Source organism: Croceivirga sp. ABH4_376, from assembly GCF_056160685.1.
On record NZ_JBSWXQ010000005.1, the window covers coordinates 61,788 to 77,625 of the forward strand.

Below are 15,838 nucleotides of genomic sequence, written 5' to 3' on the forward strand. Positions count from 1 at the left end.
TATGGCTTTTGATTTTGACACAAAATACCCTTCAATGGAAGATTTAAGAGCAAAGGCCTATAAAAAAATGCCTCGGTTTGCTTTTGAATATTTAGATGGCGGATGTAATGAAGATATTAACCTACACAGAAATACTGCTGAATTAAGAGACGTTAAATTAATACCTAGATACATTAGGGAATATAAAGGAGCAAACTTAAAAACCACACTATTTGGTAAAACCTATGACGCCCCTTTTGGCGTTGCCCCGGTTGGTCTGCAAGGTCTAATGTGGCCCAACTCCCCGGAGATTTTGGCCAAGGCCGCTGTGCAGCACAACCTACCTTTTATTCTAAGTACGGTAACTACTATGAATATTGAACGGGCTAGTGAATTAACAAATGGTAATGCTTGGTTTCAACTTTATAATCCTGCGGATGATGCCTTAAGAAATGACATTTTAGACAGAGCAGCGGCCGCAGAAGTTCCTGTTCTGGTTTTATTGTGCGATGTACCCACCTTTGGCTACAGACCAAGAGATTTTAGAAACGGATTGGCGCTGCCCCCAAAAATGACAATAGCTAATATTTTACAAATTTTTGGTAGGCCACACTGGGCAGTAAACACTTTAAAATACGGCACACCCACCTTTGAAACCCTAAAACCATACACACCAGAAGGATTAAACCTAAAACAATTAGGACAGTTTATGGACAAAACTTTTTCTGGAAGGTTAAATGAAGAAAGAATTAAACCGATTCGCGATAAATGGAAAGGTAAACTAGTTTTAAAGGGTGTTGCTAGCGAAGAAGACGCCGAAGCTGCCATAAAATTAGGTTTTGACGGTATTATTGTTTCTAATCACGGAGGTAGACAATTAGATGCCGGTGAAGCTTCTATAGCTCCTTTAAAAAGAATTAGTAAAAAATACAGGGACCAAATTACCATTATGATGGATAGCGGGATGCGGTCTGGTCCAGATGTTGCCAGAGCATTGGCTAGCGGTGCTGAATTTACTTTTATGGGAAGGTCTTTTATGTATGGTGTAGGTGCTTTAGGCAATAAAGGCGGTAACCACACAATGGCTATGCTAAAAACACAACTACAACAAGTCTTGGAGCAACTTTGCTGCGAAAAAGTAGCTGACCTGCCTAATTTTATACGTTAGAATAACTGCAAACAAACTGAATAACCATGAGCCAAATTAGCAACGAAGAAGTAGTAATAGAAGAAATAGCGGGTGGCGAGTTTGAGAGAACCCCTGTACCACAATCCAAATGGAAAGGTTGGAAAAGCTTTTTGGGTATGTACGCAGGAGAACATGCCGCGGGTACCGAATTTGTAATTGGACCACTGTTTTTAACTACCGGCGTTAGTGCTTTTGACTTAATAATTGGATTGCTCTTGGGGAACTTTTTGGCGGTTTTAAGTTGGCGGTTCTTAACAGCAGAAATTGCAGTTAAATACAGACTTACACTTTACTATCATCTAGAAAAGATATGTGGTAAAAAATTGGTAGTACTCTACAATTTAGCAAATGGCATTCTTTTTTGTTTTTTGGCCGGTTCAATGATTACCATTTCAGCTACTGCGGTTGGTATTCCCTTTGATATGGAAATGCCTAAATTAACGGACACCATGCCAAATGGTGTTACTTGGGTAGTTATAGTTTTGGTAATTGGTATAGTAATTTCGTTGATTGCCGCCAGGGGTTATGAAACTGTTTCAAAAGCAGCCAACTGGATGTCTCCGATAATCGTTTTAGCCTTTTTAGTGTCCGGTATAGTTGCTTTAAACCAATTGGAAATAAATAACTTTTCAGAGTTTTGGGCTATTTGGGGAGAAGGAAGCGAGCCATTTCCCGGACAAATAAAATATACGTTTTGGCATGTTGCCATATGGTCTTGGTTTGCCAACGCCGCCATGCATATTGGTATGTCTGATTTATCCGTGTTTAGATTTGCAAAAAAACCTAGTGTTGGATGGACAACTGCTGCCGGCATGTATGTAGGGCATTTTATGGCATGGATAGCGGCGGCATTATTATATGCTGTTTACTTGAAATCTGCAGAAGCGCAAACCATGCTGGCCAATGGTGAGGCACCAACAGTTGCACCAGGTCCATTGGCCTATAATGCAATTGGCTTTTTTGGAATTATAGCGGTAGTTTTAGCCGGGTGGACAACTGCCAACCCTACCATTTACAGGGCCGGTTTGGCTTTTCAGGCTATTTTGCCAAGAACCTCAACATTTTGGGTCACCATTTTAGCCGGAAGCATCGCTACTATTGCAGGTCTTTTTCCTGCGTTTGCCATGAAACTATTAGACTTTGTGGCATTATATGGATTTATTTTAGCGCCAGTAGGTGCCATTATAGTTTTTGAGTACTATTTTGGTGCTAAATGGAACCATATTCCTTTTTATGCAGAAAAAAAGAATTTAGCGGTTAATACATCGGTTTTAGCGGCATGGGCCATAAGTGCCATTGGTTGTTACTTAATCTCCATTAGTTTCGGAATATTTCTGTCTTTTGTTACGCTCCCAGCTTGGATTTTATGTGGATTCCTATTCTTATGGTTTAGCAAACTTCAGCAGAAATAACTTAAAATTACATTATACTAAGTTGCCTTCTAGTTAGAAGCAGTTAGCAACTGTCTAAAGGCGTTTGTACATGCGGCACTTAATCTTAAATCTATCTTGTCTAATTCTGATTTAACCCGATTGTAACGTGCTAAATTTTGTTTATTGTTAGGGTGTGGACCATCAAATACAAACCGAAATACACTTTCTATTTCTTCATCTGTATACATAGAAAGTGCTTTGGCTACTGCTGGGGTATCTGATACTAATACATCTGCAAAACCAAACGCCTCTCTAATATGGTCTGCTTCCCATTTACCACCAATATTTATAGCAATGTATTTTTTATAGTAGACAGCATCTGGTATTGACTCAAGTTCACTAAAATATTTTATTACACTACTACCCTTTTCATAGTCGTACAAAGGTGCAGCTCCAAGGTCTTCGTCAAAACCAAAAACCAGCTGCATTTCTTCAAAAGAATTGGGAAATGCACAAAAAAATTGTTGATCCCAATTCTTCTTAGTAGCTCCTTTAGACTCCTTAGCTTTTTTTAAAAACTTAAGAAGGTAATCTGCTTGTTGCTGGTATGTTTTAAAACTATATAGTTTGCAATCTTTTATATTCGTTAATTCTGACTTCTGATTAACTTGATTTCTTTCGTTGACTTTGTCTCCTACTTTTTCCTCGACCATTTCGGCACAAGAAACAAATAGTAAACTCACTAAAACAATGCAAATTCTAAACATATTCCAAGTTCTTTAAGCAGACGACTTTTTTAGTTGCGCCTTGTAATTCCATTAATTAATACAACACCATATCGCCATTAAAGTCTTAATTAAGAACACTTCATTAATAAAAGTATGGACATAAAAAAGGAATATGACAATTAAACTTTATAGTAATTAACTGGCCTTAAATTTAAGCTTACGCTCAATTGTTTCAATCATAATATTTGCAATATCCAAACCGGTTGCATTTTCTATACCTTCTAATCCTGGAGAAGAATTTACCTCTAACAGTAACGGCCCACGGTTACTACGTATTAAGTCCACCCCGGCAACATCCAGATTTAACGCTTTGGCAGATTTAATAGCCAGCTTACGTTCTTCTGGTGTAATTTTAATTAAAGAGGCTTTACCTCCTTGGTGAATATTAGCCCTAAATTCGCCTTTTTGTGCTTGTCTTTGCATTGAAGCAACCACCTTACCATTTACTACAAAACAACGGATGTCTTGACCATTTGCCTCTTTAATAAACTCTTGAACCAAAATGTTGGTTTGCACGCTTTTAAAGGCATTAATAACACTTTCTGCCGCTTTATTGGTTTCTGCTAAAACCACACCTCTACCTTGGGTACTTTCTAACAGTTTAATAATCAAGGGTGCCCCATCTACCATACGTATTAAGTCTTTGGTATCTTGTGGCGATTTGGCAAACCCCGTTACGGGAATATGAATATCGTTTTTAGAAAATACCTGAGAGGCGTACAGTTTATCCCTAGACTTTGATATGGCATCCGCAGAATTTAAGCAGTACACCCCAAGGGTATGAAATTGCCTTAGTAAGGCACAGCCGTAAAAGGTAACCGAGGGTTTTATACGCGGAATTACGGCGTCCATTTTGTCCAAAACATTACCTCCTCTATAGCGTACCTGTGGTGCAATGGCATCTAGTTTCATATAGGCACTTTCTACGTTTAAGAAAACCACTTCGTGTCCGCGTGCTTGGCCTGCCTCTACAATACGTTTGTTACTGTACAAATTTGGATTACTGGCCAATAAGCCTATAGTTAACCCATCTTTTTTGCGCATATACGGTTTGTAAAGCACTTCTATTTCCTCCTCGGAAATATCTCCCATTAAGAAACTTTTTGAGGGGTCTACCAAAAAACGATCGTTTAACGCCTCTCTACCCAAAAGCATCCTGTATTCCATGGTATCCCTATTGGCCAAAGTTACCTCAATGTCAAAATCCTGGTCGCCTATGGTTACCTGTGTTTTTATTACTGGACGTTCTTCTGCAATACCTTGCGAACTTTTAACGGTACGTAGCCCTACTAATTTGGCTTGGCATAGTATAGATATACTTCTATTGTCTTGAATAGGATTTACCTCAAAACGAACCCATTCTTCTAGCCCTTTAGAAAATATCTTAATTTTTGTGGCTTGTAAGGAAGAGGTTTTTGCTCCAGAATCTACCCTGGCTTTTACCGCAGGTATTCCCAATTCTTCTAGTTTACACCATTCCTCACTTGCTACAATATTATTCATCATTTAATCTTGTTTTAATAAATCATTCGCATAATAAATAAATCTAGCACCTCTACCAAAATTAAAATGATGATAATCCATTCTAAGCGGCTACTTTCTTTATGGTCCATTATATCTTTGAACAAACTTAGGTTTTCCTTGATGATGGCCCCTTGTTCTTTAATAGTTCTGTAACGCTCTTTTAAATCGAATAATCTTTTTAAATCTTGATCTAAGTAATCCAGACTTACATCTTCCCAAGTTACTTCATGCGAATCAAAAATGTATAAATTCTCTGATATTTGATTGTTAATATTAAGCACATGCCCAATATGGCGTTTTAACTTTTTACCGCCAATATCCAATTTACCGTGCAATTCTAAATTAGTGGTATGCATACGGGTTTCTTTCATAATTTGTTCTGATAGATTGGCGTAATAATCTAAAGCAACGGATTGTGCCAAATGCATTAAGGTTAACCGTATACCTTCTTGGTTGTCTTCTTTAAGTTCTACCTCATTGGTTTTAACCCTTTTTACCACAGGGTTAGTTGTTAATTTTAACGGTATACTATCTTCAAAATCAGATACGCCCCAACCTGTAGCAAATTCTTTTAATTGTAATTTAATTTGGTTTACAGTGGTTTCTGGAATATTATAGTAAGAGATAATACCGTATTTAAACAAGTACAAATAGCCTTCTTGGTTACGGTAAAAAAGTTCGTCTCGGTCTCCAAACAGCAGTTGGCCCAAAGATAGGGTTGCACACTGAGCTATATCCAAGCTCTGTGCAACATGCATTGCATGTGCTTTAGTTTCCATTATGGTAAATGGTAATTTCTTAAACCGTTTTTATATTTCTAACAGTAGATTTTACCCTGTTTATTTCTAATTCCCTTTTAGATTTAAAGATGGTTTTTATAGCTAGTTTATCGGTCTTATCCATATAAATCATGGCCGTTTTCCAATCTAACCAAAGAGTTTTTAAAAATTTATGCTTTTCTATAACAGCAATAGGGTTAGGTTCAAGGTTTATGTAATAATATTTTTTAGTGTATAGGGTAGTTTTGTCACTTTTAGTATGGGTGTAGAACAGCTCTAGCTCTTCTGCATTAATAGATAAAACTATTTCTTCTGCTGTTTCCCTTACCAAAGCATCGGTATATTTTTCTTGTTTCTTTTTTATGCCACCCGGCAGGGTATATTGCAAGGCTGTTCCTACCTTTCTCATAACAAGAACTTTAGAGCCACTAATTGCTACCAATCTAGATTTGCATAACTTTTTCATATACCGATAAAATTGGGCAGGAGTAAACCTCCTGCCCTACTAAGTTATTGTAATAACTTTAAACTTGTAATAATATAGACGTCAAATTCTTCATCTAATTCATCTATATCTGTTTCTACCTTATACGTTACTTGATATAATTTTCCTTTGGCATCCTCTGCCATAAGGTCTATTTTATCCGTAACTGCAGGTAACGCACTAGAGAATTCATAGTAGTTTTCGTCATTGTCTACAAAAACATACATGTCGTTCTCAAAGCCAATGTAGGTTCCTACTACGGTTTCATCTTGTGTTACAAAAGGATTACTAGCGGTAAGAACAAAGGCCAATACAAATGTTAATACTTTCATTTTATAATTAAAATTACGTTTGCTTTCTAAGCTTAAAGATCTAATAAATAAGCGAAAATCAAGGGTGCCACGATGGTAGCATCTGATTCAACAATAAACTTGGGCGTATCTATATCTAGTTTACCCCAAGTAATCTTCTCATTTGGCACCGCACCGGAGTACGACCCATAACTAGTAGTAGAATCACTTATCTGGCAAAAATAACTCCAGAACGGTGTTTCTGTTTCTTCCATGTCCTGATACAGCATTGGTACTACGCAAATAGGAAAATCTCCTGCAATACCACCACCTATCTGAAAAAACCCAATTCCATTTTGGCTGTTGTCTCTATACCAACCTGCCAAAAAGGTCATATATTCTATTCCCGATTTTACGGTACTTGCTTTTAGTTCTCCTTTGATCACATAGCTGGCAAAAATGTTACCCATAGTACTGTCTTCCCAACCGGGTACCACAATAGGCAAGTTTTTTTCTGCCGCGGCATACATCCAAGAATCTTTTAAATCTATCTCATAATATTCTTCTAAAACGCCAGAAAGTAACATTTTGTACATATACTCATGCGGAAAATAACGTTCTCCTTTATCATCTGCATCTTTCCAAATCTTATGAACGTGTTTTTGCAGCCTTCTAAAGGCTTCTTCCTCTGGAATACAGGTGTCTGTAACCCTATTGAGTCCATTTTCTAGTAAATCCCACTCGTCTTGCGGCGTTAAATCTCTGTAGTTTGGTACTCTTTTGTAGTGCGAATGCGCTACAAGGTTCATAATATCTTCTTCTAAGTTTGCACCAGTACAAGAGATAATTTGCACTTTGTCTTGGCGAATCATTTCTGCAAAGCTTTTACCCAATTCTGCAGTACTCATGGCACCAGCTAAAGAAACCAACATTTTGGCACCATTATTAAGTTGTGCCTCATACCCCTTTGCGGCATCTACCAAGGCTGCCGCATTAAAGTGTAAATAGTGTTTTTCTATAAAATTAGATATAGGTCCTTTATTGCTCATCGTAAAAATCTTCTGCGTTTAAATTTCTTTTGTTAGATGGCTCATTTCCATCTAAATCTTCTGTATCAATTTCGTCTTTTCTAAACTTATAGCTTAGCATTTTGTAATATAATTTTGCAGCCAAAAAGTCCGATGAACGGTCTATCTTATTTGGACATAGCTCCACGATATCAAAACCAACTACGTTTTTACTTTCAAAAATTTTATTTAAAAACTCCAAGGTCTCATACCAAAACAATCCACCTGGTTCTGGTGTGCCCGTAGATGGGCAAATGGACGGGTCAAATGCATCCAAATCAAACGTAATATAGACGTTATCCGTCATCAATTCTATAGCGTTATCCATCCAAAAATCATCCGTAACCATCTCATGTGCAAAAAACACCTTGTTATAATCCATAACCAAAGTTTCTGCGTGGTCCATGCTTCGGATACCTACTTGTATTAAGTTGGTGGTCTCATTGGCCTCATACAACGCACAGGCGTGGTTGTATTTGGTACCTTCGTACTCCTTACGCAAATCTGCATGCGCATCTATCTGTACAACGGTTAAATCTTGGTAATATTCAGAAAAAGCACGGATAGCACCAATAGATACCGAGTGCTCACCACCTACCATGGTAACTAATTTATTGCGCTTAACCAACTCTTTTACCTTATCGTGCACCGTAGTTACCATAGCTTCAGGAGAATTAAATCCTTCCAAGGTATCTGCTAGATAAATGCCTTCTTTATATACTTCACTATCGGTTTCTATATCATAGAGTTCCATATTCTCAGAAGCCTCTAAAAAAGCCTCTGGTCCCTTGTCTGCTCCTTTGCCCCACGTGCTTGTACCATCATAAGCAACGGGCAATAAAACTACTTTAGACTTATCCATAGCGGCATATTGGTCTGGAATGCCAGCATAGGTCCTATTTTTTTTCATTTTAAAAGGGTACTATAAATTATTTGTTGTTTTGTTTTTTTACGCTAATGCCCAACTACTTGGTATACCCTAAGATATCCATAAATTTGGCTGATGTCTGTTGTTCTGCAAAAACTTTTGTAGTTAGCTCACCATTTTCATCCCTATCTATTAGAATATGTTTTGGTGCCGGTATTAAACAATGTTGCAACCCGCCATAACCACCTATAGACTCTTGGTATGCTCCCGTATTAAAGAAACCAATGTACAAGGGTTTATCCTTTTTGTACTTAGGCAAATAAATAGCGTTCATGTGTTGTTCAGAATTATAATAATCATCACTATCACATGTTAATCCGCCAAGTAGCACACGCTCATACTCCTCATTCCAACGGTTTATAGCCAACAGAATAAAACGCTTGTTAATGGCCCAAGAATCTGGTAAGGTTGTAATGAAAGATGAGTTGATCATATTCCATTTTTCCCTATCGTTTTGTTGTTTCTGATACAGAACTTCATAAATGGCACCACCACTTTCGCCCACGGTAAAACTTCCAAACTCCGTAAAAATATTTGGTACATCTACTTTAGCTTCTTGGCATGCCTGGTTTATCTGATTAATGATTTCATCTATCATATAGGCATAATCATACTCAAATGCCAACGAATTTTTAATAGGAAAACCACCACCAATATTAAGGCTATCCAAGGTTGGGCATACGCGTTTTAGACTTATGTATACCTTTAAACATTTTAATAATTCGTTCCAATAATAAGCTGTATCTCTAATACCTGTGTTGATGAAAAAGTGAAGCATCTTAAGATTCACTTGGTCATTCTCTTTGATAGATTGATTGTAAAAAGGAACTATATTTTTATAACCTATACCCAATCTTGAAGTATAAAACTCAAATTTTGGCTCTTCTTCTGATGCAATACGGATACCCACATTGAATGTACCGTTGATATTGGACTGCAACAGATTTAATTCTTCATAATTATCAATAATAGGTATGCAATTTTCATGTCCATTATTAATAAGGTCTGCAATATTGTTAATGTATTTATCGCGCTTAAAACCATTGCAAAGTACAAAGGTATCTTTGCTTATTTTTCCTTTGGATTTAAGGTGATTTACAATATCGATATCAAAAGCCGAAGACGTTTCTATATGAATATTATTCTTTAATGCCTCATTCAACACATGCTGAAAGTGCGAGCTTTTGGTACAATAACAATAGTGGTATTTACCCTTATACCCATGCTTTTTAATGGATTTTGCAAACCACTTTTGGGCACGTTGTATGTTGTCTGATATTTTTGGCAGGTACGTAAATTTTAAAGGTGCGCCATACTCAGCGATTAATCCTTTTAAATCGATACCGTGAAATTCTAAATTGTTGTCTTTAAGTTGAAATTCCTCCTGCGGAAAGTCATAGGTTTGATCAATTAGATCAAAATATTTCGTTTTCATTTTTGTTTATGCATCTGTTAATCCTAAAATTCTAAAAAACACGAGAGAATAACAAGAATATTCAGATACGAAATTCAAAAACGGTATACGGTTTAAACGTGCGATTTAAGACAGTTGCACGTCCTGATAACAAGCGGTCTTTAGAAGTCAGCCCTAGTATCCGGAGTCCTAATCTTAGAACAGCTTTTTGGGTAGACTTCCTTATCCCCAAAGGCCCGAACATGAAAAAAGTTTTCAATAAAAAGGCAATGCGTCCGGTTAATTAGTTGGACTCATTTAACGGGGCAAACATAGCTAAAAAATCAATGCTGCAAACTTTTTGAAGGTTATTTTTATATTTTTTTAAAAAAAATTTTAAAAATATGATTCACAATGATTTAGCATTAGTTTTGATTATACAAAAAGTGTATCTTATTTGAATTTGGAGTGTTCTTTAATCAAATTATTTAATTCGTCTTCATAGGCATTTAATTCTTCATCCGTACAATCCAATGCATTCTTAAAATCAACCTTTAAACCATTCCATAGATAAGGTATACTTTCTATATCAAAATACAATCTACCGGTACGCCTAACAAAGAAATCTATAGGGCTGGTTACCATTTCGTGTTGCAAGGTAAACTGCAACTCTGCCTTACCCAACCTCAACTTAGACTCTACAGGGTCCAACTCATTATAAATAGTCCAGATTTGATTGGCTTGTTTTCCATAATTACTAACCAGATACCAAGCATCATAAGCAGAAAGGTTTTCCGCCTTTAGCTTTTGTGTGAGCTTAACCGTGTATTTTTTTACTTGTTTGTATTTTTTAAAATCATTACCGCATAACGGTATGGCATCCGTAATACAATTGTTAAGTTCTTTTTTATGGTTTTTCTTTGCTTTCTTGGCCACCAAATCCACAATACGCTCAGCCATTTTTCTATAACCTGTTAATTTACCACCGGCAATACTAATAAGACCCGTTTTAGATTCAAATACTTCATCTTTTCTGGAAAGTTCAGATGCAGACTTGCCGTCCTCATGAATTAAAGGTCTTAAGCCTGCCCATGAAGATATTACGTGCTTTTGCTTAAGATTAACGGTTGGGAACATGGAGTTTACTCCGTTTAATAAGTAATCTACATCTTCCTTATTGGCCAATACATTCTCTTTATCGCCATCATAATTGGTATCTGTGGTGCCAAAATATGTAATTTTACCCCTAGGTATGGCAAACATCATTCTACCATCTGGCACATCAAAATAAACAGACTGTTGTACCGGAAATTTTTTATGTGGCACAACTAAGTGCACACCTTTGGTTAAGTGCAAACGCTTTCCTTTTTTAGACTTATCAGTCTGCCTTAAATCATCTACCCAAGGACCAGCGGCACTAACCACATAATTTGTTTGTATGGTAATATTTTGCCCACTGACAAAATCTTTTATCGTTACTCCCTTAACCTTATTATCGGTTCCATAGACAAAACCAACCACCTCTGTATAATTAGTGGCCATGCCGCCATAGTTTCTTGCCGTTTTAATAATTTCCATAGTTAAACGGGCATCATCTGTACGGTATTCTGCATAGTAACCAGCTCCTGTAAGACCTTTTACGGGTAGTAGCGGTTCCTTTTTTAAAGCCTCTTTGGTATTTAGCATTTTACGCTTATCGTCACCGGTAACCTTTGCCAATAAATCATAGACCATTAAACCAATAGAGGTTAGCCATTTGCTATACGCACCATTTTCTGTTAGGGGCAAAAGCATTTTCTCGGGTACCACCAAGTGCGGCGCTAAATCATGAACAATGGCCCGTTCCGTACCAACTTCATGCACTAAACCAAAATCCATCTGTTTTAAATAGCGTAGACCACCATGAATTAGCTTTGTAGATTTACTACTGGTACCAGAGGCAAAGTCTCCTTTTTCTAACAAAAGGGTTTTTAAACCTCTTGAGGCAGCATCTAATAAAATACCGGCTCCGGTAACACCGCCACCAATAATTATTAAGTCAAAAGTTTCTTCTTTTGCCCTATCTAAAACTTTACTCCTGGTTTTTAATGAAAATTTCTTGGTCTTCTGCATAGCTAAACACCTTCTATTTTACGGAAAGCGATCAGAAAAATACAACAAAAAATTTTCCTTAGGGCAAGATGTCCGTAAGCGGCTATTTTAAGCTATAATGCGTACTAGATAATCCCTTTAATTTTTCTGCTGCCTGCTCTGCGGTAATATCCCTTTGTGGGTTACCAAACATTTCATAACCTACCATGAATTTTTTAACCGTAGCCGAACGTAGCAAAGGTGGGTAAAAACTCATGTGAAAATGCCATTCTGGATGATCTACATCTGTTGGTGCTTGGTGCATTCCTGAAGAATAGGGAAAAGAGACCTCAAATAAATTGTCAAATTTGGTGGTAACCACCTTAATGGCCTCTGCAAAAGCCATAGCTTGCTCTTCTGTGAGCGCTGCTATATTTTGAATTTGTTTTTTAGGCGCAATCATAGCTTCGTATGGCCAAACCGCCCAAAAAGGAATTAACGCAACAAAATGTTCATTTTGAAACAGAACACGTTCGTCTTTGTCAAGCTCTTGTTGTAGATAATCGCCCAAAAGACTGGAACCATTTTTTTCAAAATAGGTCTTTTGCATCTTTGTTTTGCGCGCTACTTCTTGTGGTATGGAATATTGTGCCCAAATTTGCCCATGTGGATGCGGATTACTACACCCCATCATAGCACCTTTGTTCTCAAAAATTTGAACATGGTTAATATCAGGTTTGCCACCCAGTTCACTATATTCTTTTTGCCATAACGCAATTACAGCTGCAATAGCTTTATGCTCCATTAAAGGTAGGGTTAAGCTATGGTCTGGAGAAAAACAGACCACCTTACAAATTCCAGTTTCGCCCTTCGCTTTTAACAAGCCATCTTCTTCCAAAGTAGTAGGGGTATCTGCCAACAAAGCCGAAAAATCATTGGTAAAACTGTAGACCGACTTATACTTTGGGGTTTGCTCCCCACCTGCCCTAGTATTTCCCGGACATAGATAGCATGTGGGATCGTATGTAGGTCTTTTGACTTCCGGTAACTTTTCTTGTTTGCCTTGCCACGGCCGTTTGGTACGGTGCGGTGAAACCAAAACCCATTCTCCCGTTAATATGTTGTATCTTCTATGTGGATGCTCGTTATAATCCAATTTCATGATTTTCTTTAATTAAGGTAGTTCCATTACTTGGCAGGGTCTCAAATGCGGTAAGTTCCAAACCATATTCCTTATTATATGCTGTACTGGCCTTATCTATAAATTGATTTACGCAATCTTTATGAATCAAATTTATGGTGCAACCTCCAAAACCACCACCCATAATTCTAGAACCAAGTATTCCATTTTCTTTCTTGGCCATATCAACCAAAAAATCTAATTCTTTACAGCTTACTTCGTATTTATTTTTTAAACCCTCATGGGTTTGGTACATAAGTTCTCCAAAAGCCTTCAAATTATTTTCTTTTAAAAGCGTTTTAGCCTTTTGTACGCGAGCAATTTCTTCTACTACATAATAGCAGCGATTAAATACCGTGGCATCCAATTGAGACTTACTCTCATTTAGCATAGCTATAGTAACGTTTCTAAAAGAAGGAGCAGTCCCGTATTTAGAAACTAAAAAAGACAACCCATCTTCGCATTGTTGTCTTCTTGTATTATAGGCTCCCGTGGCTAAATCATGGGTAACATTAGAATTTAGTAACAAAAGCACGTAGGGATCAAAGTTTGCCGGAACATAATCAAAGTCTAAGGATTTGCAATCCAACAACATGGCATAGCCCTCTTTACCCATTACCGATGCAAACTGATCCATAATACCACATTTGGTACCAACATAATTGTGTTCTGCTCGTTGGCTCAACTTAACTATTTGCCAACGGTCCAGACCTAAATCAAACAACTCATTAATGGCAAATGCAAAACCACATTCCAAAGCGGCAGAAGAACTTACACCGGAACCCACGGGTAAAAAACTTTGAATTTCACAATCAAAGCCAGAAATACCATCTGTTAATTGTTGTATTTCGTTAATAACACCCAGCAGATAATTTTCCCAACCTGCTTGTCTTGGTGCAATTGCGTTTAAGTTAATTTCTAAAATTCCTTCAAAACCCTTACTGCGAACCGTAGCTTTATTGGTTGTTCCGTTCTTACTTATCTTAAATTGAATATGTTGCGCAATTGCGGCAGGCAACACAAACCCATCATTATAATCTACATGTTCCCCAATTAAATTTATTCTTCCTGGAGAAACAATGGTTAAGCTATTTTCGCCACCCATACATTTTAATTTTCCTTTATTTCCTTGGAAAAAGTAAGCCTTTACGGAAATAGGTATTTTTTTAGGTGTGCAATTTACATTTATTTAAACGCAGACAAAAAAACATTCCTTTAAAATTTAAATCCGTTTATAAATTTTAGCTGTTTAAAAGCTGTATAAGACATCTTCTTTTTTATACTTCAATGTGAGAACTGTTTATAACCCTGTGGATAAATAATCTTAGTTTTTAGTGAACAAATTTTTCTGAATTTTTCAATGATTTTATTACGCTTCAGACCCTTGTTTTACAAGCTCTTAACGCTTTGTTAATAAAAATGTTGAGAACCCATTTCCTTCTTATGAAAATTGTAGGCAAGAAAATAGGAATTTTACAATCTGAACCATTAGTTAATTTCCAAAAACCGTTTTACCTATGCAGATTTCTGAGATAAAGAAGAGGGATTTTAGCACACAACCCTTTGAGTTACACAAGATTACAAACGCAATCATGAAAGCAATGACAGCTGTTGACCATGGTCAACTAGGTGATGCTCAAGTAATTGCAGATGATGTACAACTAAGATTGTTAGAACGTAAAAATCAAGTAAAAGATTACGTTCCAACGGTAGAAGAAGTACAGGATGTTGTGGAGAATAGCCTAATGGAAAGTCAATTTCATGATGTGGCTAAAGCTTACATTATCTACAGAAATAAAAGAGCACAGGAAAGGGCTACCAATATCTTTGAAAAGCGTATTAATTTAAAGCCATTTGAGTATCCAGAATTATACGAATATGTTTCTGCTATAAGACACTCCTATTGGATACATACAGAATTCAATTTTACGAGTGATATCCAAGATTTTAAATCTAGATTAACCGAGGTAGAACGCAGTGCTATTAAAAACACGATGCTTGCTATCTCTCAGATAGAGGTTGCGGTAAAAAGCTTTTGGGGAGATATCTATCAAAGAATGCCTAAACCGGAAATTGGGGCAGTTGGTTCAACATTTGCAGAAAGTGAAGTTAGGCATCATGATGCTTACTCCCATTTATTGGAAATATTAGGTTTAAACAGAGAGTTTGAAACCCTAAAGAAGAAACCGGTAATCATGAAAAGGGTTCAGTATTTAGAAGCTGCCCTTAAAACCGCAAAAAGTGAAAATGACCAAGAATATGCAGAGTCTATCTTGTTATTTTCCCTGTTTATAGAACACGTATCCTTATTTTCTCAATTCTTGATAATCATGGCCTTTAACAAGCATAAAAACATGCTAAAAGGGATATCTAATGTGGTAGAAGCTACTTCTAAAGAAGAGCAAATTCATGGCGATTTTGGTATAGATATCATCAATATTATTAAGAAAGAAAATCCACATTGGTTCAATGAAACATACCACCAAACCATACAAGAAATCTGTGAGCAAGCCTTTGTTGCAGAAAGTAAAATAGTGGATTGGATATTTGAGGATGGAGAATTGGACTTTTTACCTAAAGAGGTTATCAACGAATTCATCAAAAATAGATTCAACAACTCCCTTGAGAGTATAGGAATCAGCAAAATATTTGAGGTAGACGAAAAATTATTGGAACAAACCGAATGGTTCGATGATGAAATTATTGGAACCAAGCACGGTGATTTCTTTGTAAAAAGATCTATCAACTACAGCAAGAGAACACAAAGTATAACCAGCGACGATTTATTTTAAGC

General features: G+C 36.8%; 14 protein-coding genes. 3 read left to right on the plus strand and 11 right to left on the minus strand.

The annotated features are described in order from the left end of the window. The first annotated feature begins 1 nt into the window (after position 1). The gene (locus ACXAGS_RS12005) at positions 2–1,147 is read left to right on the plus strand and encodes an alpha-hydroxy acid oxidase (RefSeq protein ID WP_474907011.1); all 1,146 of its coding nucleotides are present in this window, start codon (positions 2–4) and stop codon (positions 1,145–1,147) included. A 26-nt stretch (positions 1,148–1,173) separates the two neighbouring features. After that, positions 1,174–2,580, plus strand: a complete 1,407-nt coding sequence (locus ACXAGS_RS12010) for a purine-cytosine permease family protein (RefSeq protein ID WP_474907013.1) — start codon at positions 1,174–1,176, stop codon at positions 2,578–2,580. A 29-nt stretch (positions 2,581–2,609) separates the two neighbouring features. Here ACXAGS_RS12010 and ACXAGS_RS12015 read toward each other — a convergent pair whose 3' ends face one another. From ACXAGS_RS12015 to galK, 11 genes are all read right to left on the minus strand, one after another. Further along, positions 2,610–3,308, minus strand: coding sequence for a hypothetical protein (locus ACXAGS_RS12015; RefSeq protein ID WP_474907014.1), 699 nt, complete (start codon positions 3,306–3,308; stop codon positions 2,610–2,612). A 156-nt stretch (positions 3,309–3,464) separates the two neighbouring features. After that, positions 3,465–4,835, minus strand: a complete 1,371-nt coding sequence (rimK, locus tag ACXAGS_RS12020) for a 30S ribosomal protein S6--L-glutamate ligase (RefSeq protein WP_474907016.1) — start codon at positions 4,833–4,835, stop codon at positions 3,465–3,467. A gap of 11 nt (positions 4,836–4,846) precedes the next feature. Next, the gene (locus ACXAGS_RS12025) at positions 4,847–5,632 is read right to left on the minus strand and encodes an RMD1 family protein (RefSeq protein WP_474907017.1); all 786 of its coding nucleotides are present in this window, start codon (positions 5,630–5,632) and stop codon (positions 4,847–4,849) included. A 19-nt stretch (positions 5,633–5,651) separates the two neighbouring features. After that, positions 5,652–6,098, minus strand: a complete 447-nt coding sequence (locus ACXAGS_RS12030; RefSeq protein ID WP_474907019.1) for an NUDIX domain-containing protein — start codon at positions 6,096–6,098, stop codon at positions 5,652–5,654. A gap of 44 nt (positions 6,099–6,142) precedes the next feature. After that, complete coding sequence (locus ACXAGS_RS12035; RefSeq protein WP_474907021.1) at positions 6,143–6,448, minus strand: hypothetical protein; 306 nt, start codon at positions 6,446–6,448, stop codon at positions 6,143–6,145. 32 nt (positions 6,449–6,480) lie between these two features. After that, positions 6,481–7,455 (minus strand): deoxyhypusine synthase family protein, encoded by a 975-nt coding sequence (locus ACXAGS_RS12040; RefSeq protein ID WP_474907023.1) that lies wholly within the window; start codon positions 7,453–7,455, stop codon positions 6,481–6,483. Next, positions 7,445–8,383, minus strand: a complete 939-nt coding sequence (speB, locus tag ACXAGS_RS12045) for an agmatinase (protein WP_474907024.1) — start codon at positions 8,381–8,383, stop codon at positions 7,445–7,447. The genes ACXAGS_RS12040 and speB overlap by 11 nt, the downstream gene beginning before the upstream one ends. 55 nt (positions 8,384–8,438) lie before the next feature. Further along, the gene (locus ACXAGS_RS12050) at positions 8,439–9,836 is read right to left on the minus strand and encodes an arginine decarboxylase (protein ID WP_474907025.1); all 1,398 of its coding nucleotides are present in this window, start codon (positions 9,834–9,836) and stop codon (positions 8,439–8,441) included. A gap of 411 nt (positions 9,837–10,247) precedes the next feature. Further along, positions 10,248–11,906, minus strand: a complete 1,659-nt coding sequence (locus ACXAGS_RS12055) for a glycerol-3-phosphate dehydrogenase/oxidase (RefSeq protein WP_474907027.1) — start codon at positions 11,904–11,906, stop codon at positions 10,248–10,250. An 82-nt stretch (positions 11,907–11,988) separates the two neighbouring features. Next, positions 11,989–13,026 carry a UDP-glucose--hexose-1-phosphate uridylyltransferase gene (locus tag ACXAGS_RS12060; RefSeq protein ID WP_474907028.1) on the minus strand — a complete coding sequence of 346 codons (1,038 nt, stop codon included), beginning with the start codon at positions 13,024–13,026 and terminating at the stop codon, positions 11,989–11,991. Beyond that, entirely contained in the window at positions 13,010–14,149 is a 1,140-nt protein-coding gene (galK, locus tag ACXAGS_RS12065; protein WP_474907030.1) for a galactokinase, read from the minus strand. Before galK ends, ACXAGS_RS12060 begins: the two co-directional genes overlap by 17 nt. Positions 14,150–14,561: 412 nt before the next feature. Between galK and ACXAGS_RS12070 the strand changes: the two genes are divergently transcribed. Continuing rightward, complete coding sequence (locus ACXAGS_RS12070) at positions 14,562–15,836, plus strand: ribonucleotide-diphosphate reductase subunit beta (RefSeq protein WP_474907031.1); 1,275 nt, start codon at positions 14,562–14,564, stop codon at positions 15,834–15,836. Positions 15,837–15,838 lie beyond the last annotated feature (2 nt).